At 58.2% G+C, this 22332-nt stretch carries 19 protein-coding genes; 10 read left to right on the plus strand and 9 right to left on the minus strand.

Features of this window, described 5'->3' with window-relative positions; translation table 11 throughout:
• Nucleotides 1-64: 64 nt before the first annotated feature.
• A complete protein-coding gene (locus tag ACODS3_RS17095; protein WP_304574265.1) occupies nucleotides 65-1357 on the minus strand; it encodes an MFS transporter in 1293 nt (430 codons plus the stop codon).
• Between the two features lie 294 nt (nucleotides 1358-1651).
• Between ACODS3_RS17095 and ACODS3_RS17100 the strand changes: the two genes are divergently transcribed.
• The 3 genes from ACODS3_RS17100 (at nucleotide 1652) to sthA (ending at nucleotide 8798) form a co-directional block, all read left to right on the plus strand.
• The gene (locus ACODS3_RS17100) at nucleotides 1652-6223 is read left to right on the plus strand and encodes a dermonecrotic toxin domain-containing protein (protein WP_489035398.1); all 4572 of its coding nucleotides are present in this window, start codon (nucleotides 1652-1654) and stop codon (nucleotides 6221-6223) included.
• A complete protein-coding gene (locus ACODS3_RS17105) occupies nucleotides 6220-7239 on the plus strand; it encodes an FAD:protein FMN transferase (RefSeq protein WP_489035400.1) in 1020 nt (339 codons plus the stop codon). The genes ACODS3_RS17100 and ACODS3_RS17105 overlap by 4 nt, the downstream gene beginning before the upstream one ends.
• A gap of 164 nt (nucleotides 7240-7403) precedes the next feature.
• Nucleotides 7404-8798, plus strand: a complete 1395-nt coding sequence (gene sthA, locus ACODS3_RS17110; RefSeq protein WP_201002699.1) for a Si-specific NAD(P)(+) transhydrogenase — start codon at nucleotides 7404-7406, stop codon at nucleotides 8796-8798.
• Nucleotides 8799-8840: 42 nt separating this feature from the next.
• On the opposite strand, the gene ACODS3_RS17115 is transcribed toward sthA, so the two are convergent.
• A complete protein-coding gene (locus tag ACODS3_RS17115; RefSeq protein ID WP_304574262.1) occupies nucleotides 8841-9563 on the minus strand; it encodes a glycerophosphodiester phosphodiesterase in 723 nt (240 codons plus the stop codon).
• Nucleotides 9564-9625: 62 nt separating this feature from the next.
• Nucleotides 9626-10213 (minus strand): PilZ domain-containing protein, encoded by a 588-nt coding sequence (locus tag ACODS3_RS17120; RefSeq protein WP_201002695.1) that lies wholly within the window; start codon nucleotides 10211-10213, stop codon nucleotides 9626-9628.
• Nucleotides 10214-10315: 102 nt separating this feature from the next.
• On the opposite strand from ACODS3_RS17120, the gene ACODS3_RS17125 reads away from it, so the two are divergent.
• The 3 genes from ACODS3_RS17125 (at nucleotide 10316) to ACODS3_RS17135 (ending at nucleotide 13565) form a co-directional block, all read left to right on the plus strand.
• Nucleotides 10316-11566, plus strand: coding sequence for a lipoprotein-releasing ABC transporter permease subunit (locus ACODS3_RS17125; protein WP_201002693.1), 1251 nt, complete (start codon nucleotides 10316-10318; stop codon nucleotides 11564-11566).
• 7 nt (nucleotides 11567-11573) lie between these two features.
• Complete coding sequence (gene lolD, locus ACODS3_RS17130; RefSeq protein WP_201018574.1) at nucleotides 11574-12257, plus strand: lipoprotein-releasing ABC transporter ATP-binding protein LolD; 684 nt, start codon at nucleotides 11574-11576, stop codon at nucleotides 12255-12257.
• A 63-nt stretch (nucleotides 12258-12320) separates the two neighbouring features.
• A complete protein-coding gene (locus tag ACODS3_RS17135; RefSeq protein ID WP_489035404.1) occupies nucleotides 12321-13565 on the plus strand; it encodes a lipoprotein-releasing ABC transporter permease subunit in 1245 nt (414 codons plus the stop codon).
• A gap of 21 nt (nucleotides 13566-13586) precedes the next feature.
• Here the strand turns inward: ACODS3_RS17135 and ACODS3_RS17140 are convergent, their stop codons facing one another.
• Both ACODS3_RS17140 and ACODS3_RS17145 read right to left on the minus strand, forming a co-directional pair.
• Nucleotides 13587-15002, minus strand: coding sequence for a heavy metal sensor histidine kinase (locus ACODS3_RS17140; protein ID WP_201018576.1), 1416 nt, complete (start codon nucleotides 15000-15002; stop codon nucleotides 13587-13589).
• Nucleotides 14999-15679, minus strand: a complete 681-nt coding sequence (locus ACODS3_RS17145) for a heavy metal response regulator transcription factor (RefSeq protein ID WP_201018577.1) — start codon at nucleotides 15677-15679, stop codon at nucleotides 14999-15001. The genes ACODS3_RS17140 and ACODS3_RS17145 overlap by 4 nt, the downstream gene beginning before the upstream one ends.
• 164 nt (nucleotides 15680-15843) lie before the next feature.
• On the opposite strand from ACODS3_RS17145, the gene queF reads away from it, so the two are divergent.
• Entirely contained in the window at nucleotides 15844-16674 is an 831-nt protein-coding gene (queF, locus tag ACODS3_RS17150) for an NADPH-dependent 7-cyano-7-deazaguanine reductase QueF (RefSeq protein ID WP_489035407.1), read from the plus strand.
• A gap of 66 nt (nucleotides 16675-16740) precedes the next feature.
• On the opposite strand, the gene ACODS3_RS17155 is transcribed toward queF, so the two are convergent.
• Nucleotides 16741-17004 (minus strand): DUF4404 family protein, encoded by a 264-nt coding sequence (locus ACODS3_RS17155; RefSeq protein WP_201002681.1) that lies wholly within the window; start codon nucleotides 17002-17004, stop codon nucleotides 16741-16743.
• Between the two features lie 106 nt (nucleotides 17005-17110).
• Nucleotides 17111-17716: an HAD superfamily inactivated hydrolase PcrP gene (gene pcrP, locus ACODS3_RS17160; protein WP_201018579.1), complete on the minus strand. Its 606-nt coding sequence runs from the start codon at nucleotides 17714-17716 to the stop codon at nucleotides 17111-17113.
• A gap of 189 nt (nucleotides 17717-17905) precedes the next feature.
• Between pcrP and ACODS3_RS17165 the strand changes: the two genes are divergently transcribed.
• Complete coding sequence (locus tag ACODS3_RS17165; protein ID WP_489035410.1) at nucleotides 17906-18607, plus strand: MlaA family lipoprotein; 702 nt, start codon at nucleotides 17906-17908, stop codon at nucleotides 18605-18607.
• Between the two features lie 74 nt (nucleotides 18608-18681).
• On the opposite strand, the gene ACODS3_RS17170 is transcribed toward ACODS3_RS17165, so the two are convergent.
• Nucleotides 18682-18981 carry a PilZ domain-containing protein gene (locus ACODS3_RS17170; protein WP_201002675.1) on the minus strand — a complete coding sequence of 100 codons (300 nt, stop codon included), beginning with the start codon at nucleotides 18979-18981 and terminating at the stop codon, nucleotides 18682-18684.
• 265 nt (nucleotides 18982-19246) lie between these two features.
• Between ACODS3_RS17170 and rssB the strand changes: the two genes are divergently transcribed.
• On the plus strand, nucleotides 19247-20431 hold the full coding sequence (gene rssB, locus ACODS3_RS17175; protein ID WP_201002673.1) for a two-component system response regulator RssB: 1185 nt from the start codon (nucleotides 19247-19249) through the stop codon (nucleotides 20429-20431).
• Nucleotides 20428-20913 (plus strand): anti-sigma factor antagonist RssC, encoded by a 486-nt coding sequence (gene rssC, locus ACODS3_RS17180; RefSeq protein WP_004881040.1) that lies wholly within the window; start codon nucleotides 20428-20430, stop codon nucleotides 20911-20913. The genes rssB and rssC overlap by 4 nt, the downstream gene beginning before the upstream one ends.
• A gap of 79 nt (nucleotides 20914-20992) precedes the next feature.
• On the opposite strand, the gene tal is transcribed toward rssC, so the two are convergent.
• On the minus strand, nucleotides 20993-21919 hold the full coding sequence (gene tal, locus ACODS3_RS17185) for a transaldolase (protein WP_201018580.1): 927 nt from the start codon (nucleotides 21917-21919) through the stop codon (nucleotides 20993-20995).
• Nucleotides 21920-22332 lie beyond the last annotated feature (413 nt).

Consider the following 22332-nt stretch of genomic DNA (forward strand, 5'->3'; position numbering starts at 1 on the left):
ATGCCCCGGCACAGGGTCGGGGCATTTCTCTATTGCTTGAAGCTATGTTGCGTGAGGCGTTGAATCAGGCAGTGGCCGCAGCGCCCGGGGCTTGCAGTTTATGTCCGCCTTTGCGGAACAACACCAGCGTTGCAACCAGGCCCAGGATGGCGGCGCCGGTCAGCCAGATACCTGGCGCGGCCTTGTTATCCAGCACATGGATCAGGTAGGTGCATGCCGCTGGCGTGAAACCACCGAAAGTCGCGGTCGCCAGGCTGTAGGCCAGGGAGAAACCGGTGGTGCGAACGTCTACAGGCATGATTTCGGTCAGGGCCACAACCATGGCGCCGTTGTACGAGCCATACAAGAACGAGAACCACAGCTCGACCATCAGCAGGTTACCGAAGCTCGGGTGAGCGACCAGCCACGACAGGGCAGGGTAGGCTGTGGCGATGGCCAGCACGGTTGCCGCGATCAGCAGAGGCTTGCGGCCGATGCGGTCGGAAAACGAACCCATGATCGGCAGCCAGATAAAGTTGGATACACCCACACAAACGGTCACCAGCAGGCTGTCGATGTCCGAGAGGTGTAATTCGTTCTTGCCGAAGGTCGGCGTATAGGCCGTGATCAGATAGAACGAAACAGTGGTCATGACCACCAGCGCCATACCGCCCAGCACCAGCCCGAAGTTCTGGCTGATGGAGCGCATGACTTCGCTCAGGTTCGGACGATGTGTGCGAGCTTCGAACTCCGGCGACTCTTCCAGCGAACGGCGAATGATGAAGATGGCCGGCACGATCAGGCAGCCCACCAGGAACGGCACGCGCCAGCCCCATTCACCCATCTGATCCGGGCTGAGCCAGTGGTTGAGGCCAACACCCAGCAGGCCGGCGAAAACCACGGCTGCCTGTTGGCTTGCGGACTGCCAACTGACGAAGAAACCCTTGCGGCCCGGCGTGGAAATTTCCGCCAGATACACCGAAACGCCACCCAGCTCAACGCCAGCAGAGAAACCCTGCAACAGGCGGCCCAGCAGAACCAGCAGGGGAGCGGCAACGCCCAGCGTTGCGTAACCCGGTACGCAGGCGATCAATACTGTGCCAAGCGCCATCAGCGCCAGGGTGATGATCAGCCCTTTGCGACGACCGTGACGGTCAATGTAGGCACCCAGGAAAATCGCACCCAGCGGACGCATCAGGAAGCCGGCACCGAAAGTGGCCAGCGAAAGCATCAGGGACGCGAATGCGCTGTCGGCAGGGAAGAAGGTTTTGGCAATGGCCGTGGCGTAAAAGCCGTAGACCATGAAGTCGAACATTTCAAGAAAGTTACCGCTGACAACGCGAAAAATCGCCTTGCCCTTGCCTGTGTTTGAGGCCATTGGAAATACTCACTTAGGCTGTCTAGCTAGGGGGAAATCGTTGTATTTATGTCCTGCTTTGCAGCGGCGAAGGCTCAAGCCTGCGCACGAAGCATAATTGTAACCATATGTGTAAATTAGTCCGAAAACAACTTTATGTCACGTGACAGCCGTTTTTCAGAGGGCGTTGGGCCATGGCTGCATGCGGTATTTGTTTATGTCCGGGGGAGGGGGCATATGGCTTTAGCTCATTGAAATAGCGCCCAGGCTTTTAGCTTGAAGGGCAGCCATTCAAACAAGTGAGCTGGATTTCATATGACTATTGCATTCGATGTTGCAGAACAATTTGCCGCGCGTCCCACCTTGCGCGGGGTCGCTGCTACCACCTTGCACCAGGAACTGCGCGAGCTATACCCGACACTGCATATCGACCCGCGGGTTGCTGTCGTTTCCCGTGTTTCAACCGCCGCATACGCTTCATTGCCTGCGTCGGGCGAGGCGAAAACACTCCTCGATTGTCTGCTGGAGCATTTCGCTGCCCAGTCCAGCGTGAAGTGGACCAACGAGCAAAATACCCTGATGGGTGCTTCAGGCGCATTGCCTGTGGACATGCCCGGTCTTGGTGCGCTGGTGAATCGACTGGCGCTCGGGTTGTTCGAGAACGTGAAACAGGCACTGGTCAATTACTGGAGCGAATGCAGCGGTGAGCATGTCGATTGCAACAGTCGCTGGGACTGGCTTGCGAGGCTGATCAGGCAGGCATTACTCGATGGCCTGGGCGCAATGCCTTCGCGTCCGCAGGCGTCGGGCGTTCGGGAGTGGCTGCGAGATATCGCCCTGTTTCCAGAAAAGGCCGAGCGCGAACGCTTGGCCGTACAAAAGCCGTTGCCACGCGCCTGTATTGTTCGTCTGCGAATCAAAGGCGTTGATAGCGGGTCAGTGATACTCCCGGCTCTGGTCGTTTTCGGCATTCGCGAAGGCCATGAGCAGGTTCTGATGTATCAATTGTCAGGCCTTTGCCAGAGCTGGTCGTCGTTGAGTGCCTGGGAGCGAAGCCTGGGGCATCTGCTTGCCGATCAGGGTAATGAAGCAGAGGTGCAGTGGGCGGCTCATGAACCTGAAGATGATATTTTCAGCGTTCTGGCGATGGCGCTTCTGGAAAACCAGTTGATGGGGGTGCAAGGGCTCGCGAGTGAGCCGGCCTATGATCTTGATCGTCTGGAGCATGCTCTGGCGGCACTGACCGACGTTTGCGCACTCTTCGATGGGGATGATCTGACATCCGGTCAGCCCTCCGTACTGGGCATCGAGCGTTTGCCTCTATGGATGAAAAACGCGCAGGAGGCGGACCGCAACCAGTACAGTCGCCTGATGAGTGCTCTGGCAGTGACGCAGAAGCGCTCTCGTGGGAAGTCATTCAATGACGGGCTGCCACCGATTCTTGAGTTCGCATCCCGATCCCTGGCCATTGCCATCGCTCAGGATCACCTTGACGGAGTGGACTTTCTGCCCCATCAGATTCAGATACGAATCGACAAGGTTACCGCTGCAACGGTGTCAGGAGGAGGTCAGCCCTTTGCAACGGGAAGCGTTGAGCCGGTGCTCATGACATTTCCCGAGTTTGCCCTGGAGAATCTCTCCGGCCTGCCCGCAGGAGAAATCACGGTCCATCGCACGGATGGAAAAACACTGCCGCACTGGATGACGGCGGATTATCTGAAAGCACTCACCGTGCGCGTTGATATTGGCCAGGTCTATCCGGATCTGCTCAAGCGCTACCTGGTGACAGACACCGCCGAGGCGCAACGGCGTCAGAGACTGTTTGCCGATCAATTGCGTCTCCAGCTGCCTTTGCAGGCACTGGAGCAGAAGATCAAGGGCGAACTGAGCCTGAAGGGCTATCGATCTGTCTGCGCGATCATGCAAACGGTCGTGGCCGAGCGGCGCGTTGGCATTCAGCCAATAGTCCTGCGGCCACTGGCTTTCGTTCGTCAGCCGGGGCACCGGGCCGATGCCGTAGGCAATATGTTCGTGATCGGACCGCTGGACACGGCTTTCGGGCCGCATGTGCTCTATCGGCCCTTTGCCCGTAAGTCACTGATCGAGTTTGCCAGTTGGTCGGCGCTGCTTGCGGCGGTCAGGCAACCCGGTGCATTGCAGAACGACATACTGGTCTGGCTGAGCGACAGTGCCCGCCCCGTGTATGCCAATGGCGGTTTTGAGGAACCGCATGTCACCCGTTTTGGCCTGGGCTCGGATTTCGCGCCGCTGGAAAAGCCTCAGCCAGCCGTGCTGGGGAGTGATGTACTCAAGGGAGACATCATGTCTGGCCTGTTCAGTGCCAATGCCCGGGCGTTGATCGAACTGGCCGACCGCAATGCCGTTTCCAATGCCGAAAGTCGCTGGGCGCTGTTCAAGGAAGGCGGCTGGTTGTTGCTTAATACCGTGTTGCCTCTGTTCAGTGGACCTGTTGCCAATGCCTTGTGGCTCGCGCAATTGCTGTCCGGAATCAACCAGCAGCTTGCCAGCCCCGTCTCTGCGGACGAAGGGAACTCGGCACAGCTTGCCGGGCTGCTGCTCGATATCTCACTGGTCTTGCTCCATTCCGGGATTTCCTCTCATAACCTTGCATCCGTGAACATGCTTGCAGGCCATCGGATGCTGGCAGAGCCGGTTGAGGCCGATTTGGTGGTCGTTCAGGCCCCTCTGGTTGCCGACCGTCTGCTGGAGGAACCCCGGACGGTGCTCGACTTTTCCTGGTCGCAACCCGGCAGCCGGCTCAGCGGGACGCAACGTCTGGAACTGGAAAAATTCAAGATCTGGCCTGCAACGGTTACCGGTAAGCCGCTTGCTTCCGGGCCCTATGCCGGTCTCTATGACTTCAATGGGCTCTGGTTGGCCAGGGTCGGTAGTGACCTGTTCCGGGTCATGGTCGAAGGCGATGAAGTCCGGGTCGTGCGGCCCGATGACCCCGCGATGGCGGGGCCGTGGCTCAGGCATGATGGTCAAGGCTGGCACCTGGATTTGTCACTGCACCTACGGGGTGGCGCGCCGAAGAAAAACATTCGCAAGCTTGCCCGGGAGAACGCAGAAAACCTGACCCGTATCAATCAGAGCCTCGCAGAGCTTGATCGCCGCGAGACGGATCTGGTGAACAGGATCATGGGTTACAACACGCACTTGAATACGGCCACCGGTGAGGTGCGACAGCTTTTTCTCGACCGCCTCGAAGAGGTGATGGGCGAAGAAGTCGAGTTGTTGAAGCAGCGGATGAGCCTTTGGGAGCAATTGAGAGTCGGAGATCGACCGCCTGAGCGGCATATGGCACAGGATATTGCGCGGGTCACGATCTACCTGGAGTTTCTGGAAGGCCGGCTGGCGGCTGAAAACGGCGTTGTGGCCAACACCGAACTCGCGAAAATGGCCAGGCCCGGAGGTATCGTTTCGGATCAGGACGTCGAGATCTACCTGAACATGTTCAAGTCGCTGCTGAGCCGGCAGGAAAAAGGCATGCGCTGGTCGCAGATCCGTGAAGCGTTCTGGGAGCGGTTGCGCGCAGTGCCTAAAGTTGGCGAAGAGTTCTGGCGCAAGCAGGTCACGACGTTGTATGAGGGAAAATTGTTCTCCGGCCTGGAGTGGCGAATCCAGCACATGATGTCGTTCCTGGAGCTGTGTTTCAGTAGAGAGCACATTGCCGATAATGAGGAGTTTCGTCCTTTCAAGGCATTGCGTACCGACATGGATCTGAATGGTGCGTTCGCTTCCCATGCCGAGCTTGAAAGGCCCAACGACTATTCACTGAGCGAGCGGATTGACGTTCTGGAAAGTGTCTTGCGCGAGTACCAGAAAGCCAGGGGCATCGCTGACGATGTCGATGCCGCGCAGTTTACGGGTGTTCAAGTCCAGTACCTGGAGAACTTCAAGGCCGAGTTGAATGCGCTGTGCGAGACGACCCAGGCCCAGCTTGCGAAGTTGATCCAGGAAAATATCGAGCCTTCGCCTGCGCTGGTCGAGTATGTGCCACGGGTCGAGCAGCTCTACAAAAAAGTCATCAGGACGCGCAATCATCGCTCCTTTGTCGGGCATGTCCGTCAGGGTGAAAGGAGTTTTCCCGGCGAAGTTGCCGATATCAAGAATGCGCAGACGGGCCAGGTCATCAGCTCGTGGCACCGGCATGCCGATGGCCAATGGGTGGAAATTCAAACCGTAACCCCCGAGAAACCGACGCCTACTGCACGGCCGACATCGGCAGGTGAGCTGCAAAGGCGTGCCCGGACACTTCTGCTGGAGGTAGAACCGGCGCTCGAAAAGGCTCGTCAGCAATCGATACGTGGGTACGAGCCTGAAGACATCGAAGATATCCTTGTCTTGAAGGCGGGCAAGTTGACGGCGCTTGCCGAGCAAATGACCGATAGCGCAGGGATATCTGAAAACCTGCCTCAGCAATTGAGCGCAAGCGCGGCACAGTTGCGCGATGCCGCCACCCGCTTGACTGCCGAGGGGCGCAGCCTGCGTATCTCGATGATCAAGGCTCAGCCACCGACAGCCGCTCGGATCAGCTATCTGCACCGCCAGGGCGAAATAAACATTTCATCTTTCGAAGGCAGGAAAAACATGTCGGGCGCCAGGCTTGATGACTTCCTGCAAGAGTATGCGATTCGTGACAAGGACAACCGCTTGCTATGGTGGGCGCATTTTCACTACAGAAACGAAACCGATGCTGCTCAGGCATTCACGGCGGCTCATCTGAAACTGCCCGAGCAGCGCCTGTTGGGCTACAAATCGCTGATCAAAGCCTCTGGAGGAGCAAAGGACGTGGTCAATATCTATCGCAGCGCCATCGGCAAGGAGATCGCCCAGCGTCTGTTTCTGGTGCTGGCTCCATGAGCCTGTTGCTGCGCATGCTTGGGCTTTCACTGTTTGCGGGGTTCATGACTGGCTGTGATTCAGGCTCTGTCTTGCAGAGCTTTGGTGGGCCGACGATGGGCAGCGGTTATTCGGTCAGCTATGTGCGTCACGCTGGGCAGCCGGATGTACATGTCGTCCAGCCTGAAGTCGAAGCGATACTGGCCGAGGTCGATCAACAGATGTCCACCTGGCGCAGCGACTCGGATATCGAGCGCTTCAATGTCCAGCCGGCCAATCACTGTCAGCTTATGCCGCCTGCGGTGCTGGAGCTGATTCGTGTCGGTGAGCACCTGTCCCGTGAAACGAACGGGGGCTTCGATCTGACAGTCCTGCCCCTGATGAACCTGTGGGGCTTCGGCCCCCAGTCCCGGGCGGAACAGGTGCCGACGCCCCGGCAATTGGCCCGGACTCTGGAGCGGGTGGGCTATCGACACCTGAGCGTCGATGACCGGCGTCTGTGCAAGGATGCTGCCGTGGAAGTGGATCTGAGCAGCATGGCTGCCGGTCATACGGTGGATCGTATCGCCGCCCGGCTGGATGAGCTGGGCGTGCATGACTATCTGGTGCAGGTCACCGGCGAGTTGAAGACCAAAGGGCGCAAGCCCGACGGTTCGGCGTGGCGGGTTGCCCTTGAAGCGCCTCGCGACGATCAACAGATCGCGCAGAAAATCTTTGCCCTGGACGGTTGTGGCGTCTCGACCTCCGGGGACTATCGCCACTACTTCGAGCGTGAGGGGCGGCGCTATTCCCATACCCTCAATGCCCTGACCGGTGCGCCCATCGATCATGATCTGGCATCGGTGACGGTGATTCATCCTTCGGCGCTCATGGCCGATGGCTTGTCTACGCTGTTACTGATTCTGGGGCCGGAGCGGGGGTGGGATTACGCACAGCAGCATCAAATCGCTGCTTTTTTTGTGATTCGCGCCGATAAGCGTTTTATCATTCGCAGCAACCCGGCGTTCGATCAGCTGTGTACCGTGCAATCGCAATGAATTCATGATTGAAAGTGAGGGATTGCGATGAGGCCGAGCAGACAAAAGTGGCCTTCAACGCGACCAAGGGGTAATGTTCGCCCCCTTAGTGCAGCGCTAGACTGCGCCAGTGATTTAGCCAGAGATGCCAGAGTGGCGCCTCGGTATGTTCTAAAGGAGTACGCATGGCTGTCTACAACTACGACGTAGTGGTACTGGGTTCCGGCCCAGCCGGAGAAGGCGCGGCAATGAATGCCGCCAAGGCGGGGCGCAAGGTTGCGATGGTCGACAGCCGTCGGCAAGTCGGTGGTAACTGCACTCACCTGGGCACAATTCCTTCCAAGGCATTGCGTCATGCTGTCAAACAGATCATCCACTTCAACACCAACCCGATGTTCCGGGCCATTGGCGAGCCGCGCTGGTTTTCGTTTCCGGATGTACTGAAAAACGCTGAAATCGTCATCTCCAAGCAAGTGGCCTCGCGTACTGGCTACTATGCGCGCAACCGTGTCGATGTGTTCTTCGGCACCGGCAGCTTCTCCGATGAGAACAGCATCGATGTAGTGTGCGCCAACGGCGTCGTCGAAAAGCTGGTGGCCAATCAGGTCATCGTCGCGACCGGTTCGCGTCCTTATCGTCCTGCCGATATCGATTTCAGCCACAAGCGTATCTATGACAGCGACACCATCCTCAGCCTGGGCCATACCCCGCGCAAGCTGATCATCTATGGTGCTGGCGTGATCGGCTGCGAATACGCCTCGATATTCAGTGGCCTTGGGGTGCTGGTCGAGCTGGTGGATAACCGCGATCAGTTGCTGAGCTTCCTGGATTCGGAAATTTCCCAGGCGCTGAGTTATCACTTCAGCAACAACAACGTGATGGTTCGCCATAACGAAGAGTACGAGAAGGTCGAGGGTCTGGATAACGGTGTGATCCTGCACCTCAAGTCCGGCAAGAAGATCAAGGCCGACGCCTTGCTCTGGTGTAATGGCCGTACGGGCAACACCGACAAGCTGGGGCTGGAAAACATTGGCCTCAAGGCCAACGGCCGCGGCCAGATCGAAGTCGACGAAAACTATCGCACCAGCGTTCCCAATATCTACGGTGCAGGCGATGTCATCGGCTGGCCGAGCCTTGCCAGTGCTGCCTATGACCAGGGGCGTTCGGCGGCGGGCAGCCTGGTGGACAACGGCAGCTGGCGTTACGTCAACGACGTGCCGACCGGGATCTACACGATCCCCGAGATCAGCTCGATCGGCAAGAACGAGCATGAGCTGACCCAGGCCAAGGTGCCTTACGAAGTCGGCAAGGCGTTCTTCAAGGGCATGGCCCGTGCGCAGATTTCCGGTGAGCGGGTCGGCATGCTGAAGATCCTGTTCCACCGCGAAACCCTGGAAGTCCTGGGCGTGCATTGCTTTGGTGACCAGGCTTCGGAGATTGTGCACATCGGTCAGGCGATCATGAACCAGGAAGGTGCTGCGAATACGATCAAGTATTTCGTCAACACCACCTTCAACTACCCGACCATGGCAGAAGCCTATCGGGTAGCAGCCTACGATGGTCTGAACCGGCTTTTTTAAGCGGCTCCGGCCGGTGGCCTGAGCCGGCCGGGGAGACCGATTTCAGCGATTCTCGAGGGTGGCGCTGGCCAAACCGGGAAAGTCTGTAATCAGGCTGTCTACGCCGAAGTCGGCGAGCCTGCGCATCAGCGCAGGTTCGTTGACGGTCCATACCGACACATGCAAACCCTGACGCTGGGCCTTCTCCAAGCGTTCCGGGGTACACAGCGTCCAGTTCAATGCCAGAATCTCGCAGCCATAGCTCTGGGCGACCTTCAACGGGTCGAGCCAGGCATATTCGGCGACAAGCCCGCGGCTGATGTCCGGCGTCAGCTCCACTGCGGCGCGCAGTACTTCCCGAGAGCTTGAGGTGATGGTCACTTTATCCAGCAAGCCATGGCGCTGAGCCAGTTCACGAATCGCCAGCACTGTGTTGGCGGCGCGGGTGCGTGAAGCGCTTTTGACTTCTAGCTGCCAGTGCTCGAAGTCGCATTTCTCGAACAGTTCTTCCAGATGCGGGATAGGGCAGGGCGTGACCCAGCCAGGACCGCCCTTGCGGGCGTCGTAGGTCACAAGGTCGGCGGCCAGATGTTCGTTGACCTTGCCGCGTCGGTCTGTGGTGCGTTTCAGGGTCGGGTCGTGGATGACCATCAGTTCCCCGTCGCGAGACAAGTGCAGGTCCAGCTCACAACGGCGTACGCCGTGCTTGAGGCATTCCTGAAAGCTGGTCAGGGTGTTTTCCGGTGCTTCGCCCTTGGCGCCGCGGTGGCCGTAGATAAGGGTCACATTTACTCCTGGCCTCAAAGGCGCCAATTACATTGAATGTGCTATTTGCAGCATGAACATGCTCAGGTCTTGGGTGGAACGCTTTGTTCCAGTGCCTGGCGACGTTGTTGGGCCTGGCGTTGCAGGATATGGCGTGCGAGCAACTGGCGCTGGGCGTCGGGCAGGTCCATGAACTTGGTGCCTGTCTCGTATTCGCCGTTTTCCAGAGTGTTACAGTGAATGACAGTGGCATTCATCATCAGGCCCGCAGCCTGGGGCATCAACACCATCTTGATCGACAGCTCTTCGCCAGGGGTATAACGCTGGCTGGAGGTGAAACGCAGGCCGCCTTCGGAGATATTCACCGGTTGCGGTGCGCCAAGCCTGCCCAGTGCCGTATGCGCTACAACCCGGCCCAGCAGGTCGATACGCTTGTTCAGCGATTTGAGAAAACTGTTGAGCACCCGGTCACGCTCGTCGAGCTGACGCAGCAGATGCTGTGATTCGAACTCGTTCACATGCAGTTCGCTGAGCAGATCGAACAGGGCCGAAGTCTCGCGTATGGCTTCCTGGCTCGCCTGGTCTGCCTGTGACAGAGGGTTAATTTCCAGTGCGACGCTGTCTTCGATACGGTAGTATTCGCGGCGTTCTTCTTCATCTAATGTCGACATGGCGAACCCATGGTAGCTGCTGTGGTCAGAGAGTTTCGAGTGTAAAGCTGCACATCAAGGCCCGCCACACGGACGTCCCCATTCCTGCGAACAATTCCCTAAATGTTCAGACCTCTTTTTGTATTTATCGGCACGCGCTACACCCGTGCAAAACGACGTAATCATTTTGTTTCCTTCATTTCCCTGACGTCCATCATCGGCCTCGCGCTTGGCGTAGTGGTGATGATAGTCGTGTTATCGGTCATGAACGGCTTCGATCACGAAATGCGTACCCGCGTGCTGGGCATGGTGCCTCACGCCACCATCGAATCGGGTGAGCCGATCGGCAACTGGCAAGGCCTGGCTGCCAGGGTCCAGGAAAACCCGCAGGTGCTGGCGGTTGCGCCATTCACCCAGATGCAGGGTTTGCTGACCAATGACGGCAAGGTCCAGAAAGTGCTGCTCAACGGTATTGACCCGGCTCAGGAGCGCAAGGTTTCGATCATCGACAACTTTGTGAAACAGGGGAAGCTCGACAGTCTGGCACCCGGCAGTTTCGGCATTGTGATCGGCGACAAGGCGGCGACCAAACTGGGTGTCGGCATCGGTGACAAGCTGACCTTCGTGGCCCCGGAAGTCACGGTCACGCCTGCCGGCATGTTCCCGCGCATGAAGCGTTTTGAAGTGGTCGGCATCTTCCATGTCGGCGCCGGAGAGCTGGACGGCTACCTGGGTCTGACCAACCTTGAGGATCTGGGGCGTCTGCATCGCTGGAAGCCTGAGCAGGTCCAGGGCTTGCGCCTGAAGTTCGATGACCTGTTTGCCGCGCCGCGCACTTCCTGGGAAATCGCCCAGAAGCTGGGCGAGAACAATTTCTACTCCCGTGACTGGACCCGCACCCACGGCAACCTGTATCAGGCGATCCGTATGGAAAAAGCCATGATCGGCCTGCTGTTGCTGCTGATCGTTGCGGTGGCGGCGTTCAACATCATTTCCACGCTGGTCATGGTGGTCAACGACAAGAAAGGCGATATCGCCATCCTGCGCACATTGGGCGCCACGCCACGGCAGATCATGGCCATCTTCATGGTGCAGGGTTCTGTAATCGGCGTGGTCGGTACCTTGATCGGCGCGGCGGTGGGCATTCTGGCGGCGCTCAATGTCAGTTCGGCGATCTCGGCGCTTGAAGGCCTGATCGGCCACAAGTTTCTCAACGCCGACGTGTACTTCATCGATTACCTGCCTTCGCAACTGATGGCCCAGGATGTGTTCCAGGTCTGCGGTGCCGCGTTGGCCCTGAGTTTCCTCGCCACCCTGTATCCAGCCTGGCGTGCGGCGCGCACCCAGCCTGCGGAGGCGTTACGTTATGAGTGAGTCGGGCATGTTAGATAAAGCTGTATTGAGTTGCCGAAACCTGGGTAAGTCCTACGAGGAAGGTCCTGAGTCTGTTGTGGTGCTGTCCGGCCTGCAGCTTGAGCTGCATCCGGGTGAGCGTGTGGCGATTGTCGGCAGCTCGGGCTCGGGGAAAAGTACCTTGCTCAACCTGCTTGGTGGCCTGGACACGCCTACCGAGGGCAGCGTCTGGCTGGCCGGGGAAGAGCTGTCGGCACTTAATGAAAAGGCCCGCGGCCTGTTACGTAACCGGGCTCTGGGTTTCGTCTACCAGTTCCACCACCTGTTACCCGAGTTCACCGCGCTGGAGAACGTGTGCATGCCGTTGTTGATTGGCAGCACACCGATTCCCGAAGCCCGTCAGCGAGCTACGGCACTCTTGGAGCGCGTAGGCCTGGGGCATCGGCTGGCGCACAAGCCATCGGAGTTGTCCGGTGGTGAGCGTCAGCGTGTGGCGATTGCCCGTGCGCTGGTCAACCAGCCAGGGCTTGTGATGCTCGATGAGCCGACCGGCAACCTCGACCATCACACGGCTCAGGGTATTCAGGACCTGATGCGCGAACTGAGCACTTCGTCGCGTACGGCGTTTCTGGTGGTGACCCACGACATGAACCTGGCCCGGCAGATGGATCGTGTCCTGCGCCTGGAAGACGGTCGTCTCGTCGCTGGCTGATTCACCCGCCCCGACGCAAGTCATCGCGTCGGGGCCTTCACTTTTTTCTACGGTGCTCCGCGAATGTTCAGACCGTTATCCATCTTCATCGGCGCGCGCTATACCCGTGCAAAACGCCGTAAAAGCTTTATCTCGTTCATCTCGATGACCTCGATGATCGGTCTGGCGCTGGGCGTGCTGGCAATGATCGTGGTGCTGTCGGTCATGAACGGTTTCCAGCGTGAAATGAGTTCACGGATTCTCGGCATGGTGCCCCATGCGATGATCGCTGGCGTCAAGCCGGTGGACGACTGGAAGCCACTGGCCGACGCGGCCCTGAAGAACCCTGAAGTCACGGCAGCCGTGCCGCTCACCGAGATGGAAGGCATGCTGTCCTACAAGGGCTCCATGCAGCCGATCCAGGTCAGCGGTATCGACCCTGCGCTTGAGCATCAGGTTTCCATCGTCACCAAACACATTACTCGCGGCAACCTGCAGGACCTGAAACCCGGCGAGTTCGGCGTAGTGCTGGGCGATATCACCGCTCGCCGCTTTCGCTTGAGCGTGGGCGACAAGCTGACCCTGATCGTGCCTGAAGTCAGCAGCGCGCCGGGCGGCATCACTCCGCGCCTGCAGCGCCTGACCGTGGTGGGCGTGTTCAAGGTCGGGGCCGAGCTGGATGGCTCCATGGCGCTGATCAACATTGCCGACGCCGCCCAGATGCAACGCTGGCAGCCCGGTCAGGTGCAGGGCGTGCGTCTGGCGTTGAAGGATCTGTACAAGGCGCCGCAGGTTTCAACCGCCATCGCCTCGGGCCTGGGCGCCGATTATCGTGCCGATGACTGGACCCACACCCAGGGCAGCCTGTTCAGTGCCATGAAAATGGAAAAGACCATGATCGGCCTGTTGCTGCTGATGATCGTTGCCGTAGCGGCGTTCAATATCATCGCGACCCTGATCATGGTGGTGAACGACAAGGGTGCGGATATCGCAATCCTGCGCACCATTGGCGCTACACCACGGCAGATCATGGCGATCTTCATGGTTCAGGGCACGGTGATCGGTATCGTCGGCACCCTGATCGGCGGCGTGCTGGGTGTGATTGCCGCGCTGAACGTCAGCAGTCTGGTGGGCTGGTTCGAGCGGGTCAGCGGCCAGCACGTCTTCAGCTCCGATGTGTATTTCATCAGCAACCTGCCTTCGGAGTTGCAGGGCGGCGATGTGGTGCTGATCTGCAGTGCCGGATTCATCCTGAGTTTCCTGGCCACCATCTACCCGGCCTGGCGTGCTGCACAGGTGCAGCCAGCGCATGCGCTACGCTACGAATAATCAATCCCCGTAGGAGCGAATTCATTCGCGAATAGCCATTTTCGCGAATGAATTCGCTCCTACAGTGTGAGAGTTAAACTCCACCCGAAAGCGTGTTATTCCCTCTGCGGATTCACACTTGATCGACCCTCCATGCGCCCGGATGATCGATTGGCTAATCGCCAACCCCAGCCCGACATGTTCGCTGCTTTCCTGACGTGCCGGGTCAGCTCGATAGAAACGGTCGAAAAGCCGGGGCAGGGCGTCGGGTTCTATACAGATGCCATTGTTTTCCACGCTCAGCGCAATGCCGGTTGGCGATTCGTGCAGGTCGATCCTGATGTAGCCGCCTGAATGAGTGAAGCGCAAGGCGTTATCCAGCAGGTTGGAAAGCACACGACGCAGCATTGTCCGATCACCGGTCACGTTCGCATGGCCTTGCCTGGACAGGTTGATGTTCTTGTCTTCCGCCAGCGCTGCAAAAAACTCCAGCACGGCATCGACCTCATCCTCCAGAGCCAGCCTCTCGCGAGCAGGAATGAGCAGGCCGTGTTCGGCCTTGGCCAGAAACAGCATGTCATTGACCATTTGCGCCATGCCTTGCAGCTCTTCGAGGTTGCCCGCCAGCGCGTCGCGATAATCTTCCAGCGAGCGCGTTCGGGTCAGGGTGACCTGAGTGTGGGTCAACAGGTTTGACAGAGGTGTGCGCAGCTCATGGGCAATATCGGCGGAAAAGGCCGACAGACGCTGAAAGCCATCGTCCAGACGGGCCAGCATCGCATTGAACGCACGAGTCAGCTCTGCCAGTTCGCGGGGCATGTTTGCTTCGGGCAGGCGAGTGGTCAATGAGCTGGCCGACACACCAGCGGCAACGGCGCTCATCCTGTGCAGCGGCTTCAGCCCGCTGCGTGTGGCCCAGGCACCCAGCAGGGCCGTGGCCAGTGCCGAAAGCCCGACGGTCAGCCAGATCAAATGCTGCATGCGTTGCAAAAAGTGCTGATGGTGAGTGATATCCAGCAGCAGCGTAACCTGTGGCGAGTGTGTCGAGCCGGGTTGTAGCTTCGCCGTAAAGCTGCGATAGGACGCCTGATCGCTGTGCAGCGTGTGCAGGCCTGAGCTCTGGGGCGGGGCCTGTGATGACGGCGGCGTATTGTCAAACCATGTCTGGCCGTCGGAGCCGCTGATGCGAACTGTCAGGTCCGGTTGATGGTTCAGGTCGGCGAGCAGGTGTTCTTTACGCTGTGTGAATGCTTCGAGGGTTTCAACGCCGTGCAGCGTGCCGCGCAGGTTGGCCAGCCGGGCATCCAGCAGCTGTTGATCCAGTTCGACAAAGTGCGTGGCGCTGGCATGGTTGAACACGATCCCGGCGGTCAGTGAAACAACTGCGGTGCAGGCGGCGAACAGCAGCGCCAGACGGCTGCGCAATGACAGTCGGTCAAAGGACAGGCGCATTGTCATGATTCGCGTTCTTCAAGCACGTAGCCCATGCCGCGTACGGTATGGATCAGCTTGTCGGGGAAATCATCATCGATTTTCAGGCGCAATCGGCGTATGGCGACTTCGATCACATTGGTATCGCTGTCGAAGTGCATGTCCCAGACCTGTGAGGCCAGCAGCGACTTGGGCAGAATTTCGCCCTGGCGCCGCAGCAATAATTCCAGCAGGGTGAATTCCTTGGCGGTCAGGTCGATACGCTTGCCACTGCGCTCCACCTGGCGTCGCATCAGGTCCAGGCGCAGATCGGCCACCTGCAGGTGGGTTTGCGCCGGGCTGCTGGTGCCTCTGCGCAACAGGCTGCGAACCCTGGCGAGCAATTCGGAAAACGCGAAGGGCTTGACCAGATAATCATCGGCACCCAGCTCCAGGCCATGAACCCGGTCTTCAATCGCATCGCGTGCGCTCAAGAACAACACGGGGGTCTCCAGCCCGGCAGCGCGTACGGCTTCAAGAATCTGCCAGCCATCGCGCCCCGGCAGCATCACGTCGAGAATCAGCAGTGCGTAGTCACCGCTCAGGGCCAATTGCTGGCCGAGGGTGCCGTCGCTTGCCAGCTCCGCCTCGAATCCGGCTTCGCTCAAACCCTGATGCAGATAGTGGCCGGTCCTGGCTTGATCTTCGACGATCAGTAATTTCATGGGGATCTCATGTGCATTGCAATGCGTGCTTTATAGCCCGTCGGCCTGTGCAGGTGTTGAAGCTGACAGCCTTGTAATCCAGCCAGCGGCGGATATTGTCGCTGAAAGCCCGGTGCAAACCCTATAAACTCGCCGGGTTAATTCATGAGATTCCAGGTATCGCCATGCATCCCGCAGCCGAACACTCACCGCTGGGCAAGTCCAGTGAGTACATCGCCACTTATACGCCATCCCTGTTGTTCCCGATTCCGCGCACCGCGAAGTGGGCCGAGCTGGGGCTGACGGCTCAGACGTTGCCTTATCAGGGTGTCGATTTCTGGAATTGCTATGAGTTGTCCTGGCTGTTGCCTTCGGGGAAACCGGTCGTGGCCATTGCCGAGTTCAGCATTCCGGCCGACTCGCCCAATATCATCGAGTCCAAGTCTTTCAAGCTCTACCTCAATTCGCTGAACCAGACCTCGTTCGAGAGTCGTGACCAGTTGCGGGCGACGCTTGAAAAGGATCTGTCGGCAGCCGCAGGCAAACCAGTGGGTGTGCGCATCAGCAGTCTGGCGGAAATCGAGAGCGAAGGTGTGGCGACGTTACCGGGTGCCTGCATCGACGATCTGGATGTGAGCATCGCCAGTTATGACCACCCGCAACCCGAGTTGCTGCGCTGCGACGATTCCCGTGTCATCGAGGAAAGCCTGCACAGCCATTTGCTCAAGTCCAACTGCCCTGTGACCAGTCAGCCGGACTGGGGCAGTGTGGTGGTGGAATATCGTGGCGCGGTGCTGGATCATGCGAGCCTGCTGGCTTACATCGTCAGTTTCCGCCAGCACTCGGACTTCCACGAGCAGTGCGTGGAGCGAATCTTTCTCGACCTGCAGCGTTTGCTCAAGCCGGAAAAACTGACGGTCTATGCGCGTTATGTGCGCCGTGGCGGGCTGGATATCAACCCCTATCGCAGCACTGAAGCATTGCAGGTCGACAACCGCCGACTGGCCCGGCAATAACCTGTACAAACCGCTGTGGGAGAGAATTCATTCGCGAACGGGCATTTTCGCGAATGAATTTACAGATCAGATCCCGATATTGCCCAGGGTCTGCACGATATTGCGCAGGGTTCCTGCAATGGCCGGGTGCTCCAGCTCGAAGCGCTCCACTGCGAGATTGACGCCATCTGCCAGGCTTGCGTCCTGAGTGACGCTTTCCAGCTGGATTTTTGTTTCAATCTGTTCCATCAGCTCATGCAGATTGACACGCTCGGCTTCGGACAGCGGCGGATTATGCTCCAGTTGCTCGCGCAGGGTATTGAGTTGTTCTTGCAGTTCGCGGGCAGGCATGGCGTGCTCCTTCGTTGATAAGTCTGTTTCATGGACTGTTATAGCGACTGAAAGGTCCATGACAGCTTAAGACTAATCCACTCCAGAGCTGCCTGCATGATGTGTATCAGGGCTTTTCGCCTTTGCTGCGGCGCAAGGCGATATCCGCAAGGCAGGACTCCAGTTCGCCCAGATGATCAATGACCGAATGCACGCCTTGGGCATAGAGCTTGAGTGTCGCGTGGGCGCGGCGTTGTTCACGTTCGATATCGCTCAAGGCCTGCCATTGCGTGGGAGACAGGCCGCACAATGGGCCGCAGGATGCCAGGCCTATGGTCCAGAGCCCGGCATTGAGGCCTGATTGCAACAGGCGCGGGTCGCCGCTTATCAAGACGCAACCGTCCAGTTGGTCCACTTTCAGCGCCATCAGGGCCAGCCAGCAGGCGTCGGGGGCAGGCCACTTGGCGGTGGGTCGGGGGGCGGGAATGATCCATTCGCTGACGGTCTCGGCCAGCGCATGGCTCAGGTTTTCGGGTAACTCATCGATCCAGGCGCAAGGCATGCCCTGGCTGCTCAGTATTTGCAGAATCTCCAGTGCGCCGGGAGTGGCGAGAGCCAGGTCCGGCTCCTGGGCTCTGATTCCTGCCTGCGCACCAAAGTCCACCAGGCAGCCGCTAAGGCCGAAAAGCAGGGCAGGGAAGGCTGGCAGGGAGTTGGCGACCGGCGCGAGCATGGTGATCTCTCTGAAATACTCATGCACGCTACTGAGGTTTTATGACATTGAGATGACTATGTGGTGACTGCGTTTAAACTGTCAGCGCACTGACAGATCTGACTTATTTGTAACGGAACGCTTTATACTGCCCGTCCTTGCGTGTGGGCTCGCAGTAGCGCGTCATAATCTTGATCAGGAGTTTCAGCTATGCCCGTGATTGGTGCAGGCTTTGCCGAGCGTCTGGCTCGGTTGTGTGTATGTGTGGGTTTGGCCACGCTTCCGGTGGTGGCACAAGCTGCCGAGGACGATCCGTGGGAGGGCGTCAACCGCGTCATTTTCCGCTTCAACGACACTGTCGACACCTACACTCTCAAGCCTATTGCGCAGGGCTATCAATACATAGCACCGCAGTTCGTCGAGGATGGCGTACACAACTTCTTCAACAACATCGGTGACGTGAGCAACCTGGCCAACAACATCCTGCAGGTCAAGCCAGCGGCTGCCGGTGTCGATACTGCGCGTCTTATCGTCAACACCACGTTCGGTCTGCTGGGCGTCATTGACGTCGGTACCCACATGGGCTTGCAGCGCAATGATGAAGATTTCGGCCAGACCTTGGGGTATTGGGGTGTAAGCAGTGGCCCTTACGTTGTGCTGCCGTTCTTCGGCCCAAGCACTGTGCGTGATGCCATCGCTAAATATCCGGATACCTACACCGAACCGTACCGTTACATCGACCATGTGCCAACCCGCAATACTCTGCGAGCAGCGGGCCTGATCGATATGCGCGCCAGCCTGCTGTCGGCAGAGCGCATGGTCAGCGGTGACAAATACACCTTCATCCGCAACGCCTATTTGCAGAACCGCGAATTCAAGGTCAAGGATGGACAGGTCGAAGACGATTTTTAATCGTTACCGAATGTTGATCCCATAAATGAAGGCGACCTTGGTCGCCTTTGTCTTTTCTGGAAACGTTTTTGCAATCAATTCATCGAAATGATGGAAAGCCCCAGCTTTTGCCCGCCGCCTTCGATATCCGTCAGCCAGACAACCTCTGTCTGGGCCGACAGCCCCTTGAGTGCCGGATGATCTGAATCGATGCTGACGCTGAGCTTGTCTCCTATCTTGAAGGAGCGTGGCGCCTCGACCTGCATTCCGCTGCTGGACAGGTCGATGCACACAGCCGGAATCACCTGACCAGCGTGAAGCAGGTTGATATCTGCATCGATACGCATGCGAATGTAGTCTCGTTTCTCCTCGTAGCTGCGATCATTTTGACCCATGTCTAGCCCTTCGTTTTGGTTGCTGATTTGTAGGTTCTTATAACTCCCGGCGATTTGCGATGTAAAGACGCAAAGTGAGCAGGGTAGTACGCTTGAAACGCCCGTCGGATGGGAGTACCGTCTGCGCCTTGAAGGGCACCTCTGAAACTTGATCGCCGGTCCGACTGCGGACCTGCCGTTGCAGAGAGGCTAGAAGCGAATCCAGTAAGCAGGTTCCGGCACGGCCGGGCCGCCTACACAACCTGATCTGGCGCCGTTTGCCCACATGCCAAAAACCAGTGCCACGCTGCTGATTATCGATGACGACGACGTAGTGCGTGCGAGTCTTGCCGCCTATCTTGAAGATAGTGGCTTCAGCGTCCTCCAGGCGAGTAATGGCCTGCAGGGAATACAGATATTCGAGCAGCAAAAGCCTGATCTGGTCATTTGCGATCTACGCATGCCCCAGATGGGAGGGCTTGAGCTGATTCGTCAGGTGACAGGCCTTTCTCCTCAGACGCCGGTCATTGTCGTTTCTGGCGCGGGTGTCATGAGCGATGCCGTCGAGGCCTTGCGCCTTGGCGCTGCCGATTATCTGATCAAGCCGCTGGAAGACCTGGCCGTTCTCGAACATTCCGTGCATCGCGCACTGGATCGTGCCCGCCTGCTCCAGGAAAACCAGAACTATCGCGAAAAGCTCGAAACGGCCAATCGCGAGCTGGAAGCGAGCCTTCATCTGTTGCAGGAAGACCAGGATGCCGGTCGTCAGGTGCAGATGAACATGCTGCCGATCAGCCCCTGGGCGATTGATGAGTTCCAGTTCGCCCACCAGATCATCCCGTCACTGTATCTGTCCGGCGACTTTGTGGACTACTTCCGTGTCGATGAGCGGCGCGTGGCGTTCTATCTGGCCGATGTATCGGGCCATGGCGCGTCTTCTGCATTCATTACGGTGTTGTTGAAGTTCATGACCACCCGTTTGCTGTTCGAGTCCAAGCGCGGCGGCACATTGCCTGAATTCAAGCCGTCGGATGTGCTGGGGCATATCAACCGTGGCCTGATCAGTTGCAAGCTGGGCAAGCATGTGACCATGGTCGGTGGCGTCATCGACGAAGACACGGGCATCCTGACCTATGCAGTCGGTGGCCATTTACCGCTGCCTGTGCTGTTCACGGACGGGGAGGCGCGCTATCTGCAAGGTCGTGGCCTTCCTGTCGGACTGTTCAATGAGGCGACCTACCAGGACCATGAACTGGAACTGCCAGCGTCCTTCAGTCTGACGATGTTGTCTGATGGCATACTGGATCTTCTGCCCGGTGATACACTCAAGGAAAAAGAAGCGGTCCTGCCTGAAATGGTGAAGACTGCTGGTGGCAGCCTGGAAGGACTGCAGGAGGTTTTTGAATTGGCTACGCTAGGGGAGATGCCGGATGATATCGCCTTGTTAGTGTTACGCAGGAATCTTGAATGAGTACCGGTAGAATCCAGTTCGCCGAGCAGGAAGGCACCTTCGTTCTGAAGTTCGTGGGCGAAGTGCGTTTGACGCTGTGTTCGGCCTTGGATGCGACGATCGAGAGAATCTTCACCGCGCTGAATTTTTCGGCCGTGGTGATCGATTTGACCGAAACCCGCAGCATCGACAGCACGACACTGGGCCTCCTGGCCAAGCTGTCGATCCTGTCGCGTCAAAAGGTAGGGTTGCTGCCAACCCTCGTGACGACCCATGAAGACATCACGCGGCTGTTGCAGTCGATGGGCTTCGATCAGGTGTTCAACATCGTCGATCGTCCCATCCCGCGCCCTGAATGCCTGACCGACCTGCCGTCGCAGGATCAGTGCGAAGAGGTGGTCAAGGCCAAGGTGCTGGAAGCGCACAAGATCCTGATGGGGTTGAACGACTCCAATCGTGAAGCCTTCCATGACCTGGTCAATGCCCTCGAAGGGCAGCGATAAGCCGAGCTGCAACCTTGCCGCGCTGAATGGCGGGCAATAAAAAGGGCGACCCCCGCGAGGAGGTCGCCCTTTAATGCATTCAGGCCTTGGCGGCGAGCAATGCTTCGAGCTTTTCCTGGTCGCGAGCAAACTGACGAATGCCTTCGGCCAGTTTTTCCGTGGCCATTGCATCTTCGTTGGAAGCCCAGCGGAATTCCTTCTCGGACAGGCTCTGACGGGCTTCGCCTGCGTTGCCCGGTGCCAGTTTCTGCTCCAGGCTGCCGTTGTCTTCTGCCAGTTGCTTGAGCAGGTCCGGGCTGATGGTCAGGCGGTCGCAGCCAGCCAGTTGCTCGATCTGGCTCAGGTTACGGAAGCTGGCACCCATGACTACGGTCTTGAAGTCATTGGCCTTGTAGTAGTTGTAGATGCGGGTCACGGACTGCACGCCCGGATCTTCTGCACCTGTGTACTCCTGGCCCGACGACTTCTTGTACCAGTCGTAGATACGGCCCACGAACGGCGAAATCAGAAACACGCCAGCTTCGGCACAGGCCACAGCCTGGGCGAAAGAGAACAGAAGGGTCAGGTTGGTCTGGATGCCGTCCTTTTCCAGCTTCTCGGCGGCCCTGATGCCTTCCCAGGTAGAAGCCAGCTTGATCAGGATCCGGTCACGACCAATGCCGGCAGCATCGTACAGACTGGCCAGACGCTCGCCGCGCTCGATCATCGCATGGGTATCGAAGGACAGACGGGCATCCACCTCGGTGGAAACACGGCCCGGCACGACATCGAGAATCTTGCGGCCAATGGCGACCGCAAAGCGATCCGAAGCCAGACCGATATCGCCCTTGCTGCCACTGAACGCCTCAGCCAGCAGCTCAGCGTTGCTTTCGCTGGAAGCTGCCTTGAGCAGAAGAGAAGGGTTGGTTGTGGCGTCCACCGGCTTGAGGCGGGCAATGGCATCGAAATCGCCGGTATCGGCAACAACAGTTGTGAATTTCTTGAGTTGATCCAGCTTGGAAGTCATGAGCGTGCTCTGTCCTGTGCGGTTGGATGACATTACCCGAGCGTTGCCTGCCACTCAAGGTCGCAGACCATGATGTCTGCGTTTGAAGGCGTGCTTTCCTCATTCGCAGGCAATAGATGACGCTCGGAGGTATGGAAGCTTGGTTCAGACTAATTACCGATCAGTTAAGGCGTACATGTCACTGTTGGAGGGGCCTTGGCCGCGACGACCTGCTTACAGGCAACACATTTTCAGCGCTTGCATTGAAGCTGTCGCGGCCAAGGCCCCTCCCACGGATTGTGGCCCACCCGTTTTTCAAGATTAGCCTCTTAACTGACTGGTATTACTCGGTTCAGACTGGGTTGGAGCGTGGTTGGGGCTGGTTGTTCCCTTGGCGTGTCTCAAGCTTCGTCCGCAGTCTCGATGCTTCCTGA

The sequence above is a fragment of the Pseudomonas sp. FG43 genome (genome assembly GCF_057809175.1).

Coding starts and splice junctions, on each gene's coding strand:
- ACODS3_RS17125 (WP_201002693.1), top strand. CDS start 10,316: ATGTTCAGACCTCTTTTTGTATTTATCGGCACGCGCTACACCCGTGCA.
- ACODS3_RS17145 (WP_201018577.1), bottom strand. CDS start 15,679: ATGAAATTACTGATCGTCGAAGATCAAGCCAGGACCGGCCACTATCTG.
- queF (WP_489035407.1), top strand. CDS start 15,844: ATGCATCCCGCAGCCGAACACTCACCGCTGGGCAAGTCCAGTGAGTAC.
- sthA (WP_201002699.1), top strand. CDS start 7,404: ATGGCTGTCTACAACTACGACGTAGTGGTACTGGGTTCCGGCCCAGCC.
- ACODS3_RS17095 (WP_304574265.1), bottom strand. CDS start 1,357: ATGGCCTCAAACACAGGCAAGGGCAAGGCGATTTTTCGCGTTGTCAGC.
- tal (WP_201018580.1), bottom strand. CDS start 21,919: ATGACTTCCAAGCTGGATCAACTCAAGAAATTCACAACTGTTGTTGCC.
- ACODS3_RS17170 (WP_201002675.1), bottom strand. CDS start 18,981: ATGGGTCAAAATGATCGCAGCTACGAGGAGAAACGAGACTACATTCGC.
- ACODS3_RS17135 (WP_489035404.1), top strand. CDS start 12,321: ATGTTCAGACCGTTATCCATCTTCATCGGCGCGCGCTATACCCGTGCA.
- lolD (WP_201018574.1), top strand. CDS start 11,574: ATGTTAGATAAAGCTGTATTGAGTTGCCGAAACCTGGGTAAGTCCTAC.
- ACODS3_RS17155 (WP_201002681.1), bottom strand. CDS start 17,004: ATGCCTGCCCGCGAACTGCAAGAACAACTCAATACCCTGCGCGAGCAA.
- ACODS3_RS17165 (WP_489035410.1), top strand. CDS start 17,906: ATGCCCGTGATTGGTGCAGGCTTTGCCGAGCGTCTGGCTCGGTTGTGT.
- ACODS3_RS17140 (WP_201018576.1), bottom strand. CDS start 15,002: ATGACAATGCGCCTGTCCTTTGACCGACTGTCATTGCGCAGCCGTCTG.
- rssC (WP_004881040.1), top strand. CDS start 20,428: ATGAGTACCGGTAGAATCCAGTTCGCCGAGCAGGAAGGCACCTTCGTT.
- ACODS3_RS17120 (WP_201002695.1), bottom strand. CDS start 10,213: ATGTCGACATTAGATGAAGAAGAACGCCGCGAATACTACCGTATCGAA.
- pcrP (WP_201018579.1), bottom strand. CDS start 17,716: ATGCTCGCGCCGGTCGCCAACTCCCTGCCAGCCTTCCCTGCCCTGCTT.
- ACODS3_RS17105 (WP_489035400.1), top strand. CDS start 6,220: ATGAGCCTGTTGCTGCGCATGCTTGGGCTTTCACTGTTTGCGGGGTTC.
- rssB (WP_201002673.1), top strand. CDS start 19,247: ATGCCAAAAACCAGTGCCACGCTGCTGATTATCGATGACGACGACGTA.
- ACODS3_RS17100 (WP_489035398.1), top strand. CDS start 1,652: ATGACTATTGCATTCGATGTTGCAGAACAATTTGCCGCGCGTCCCACC.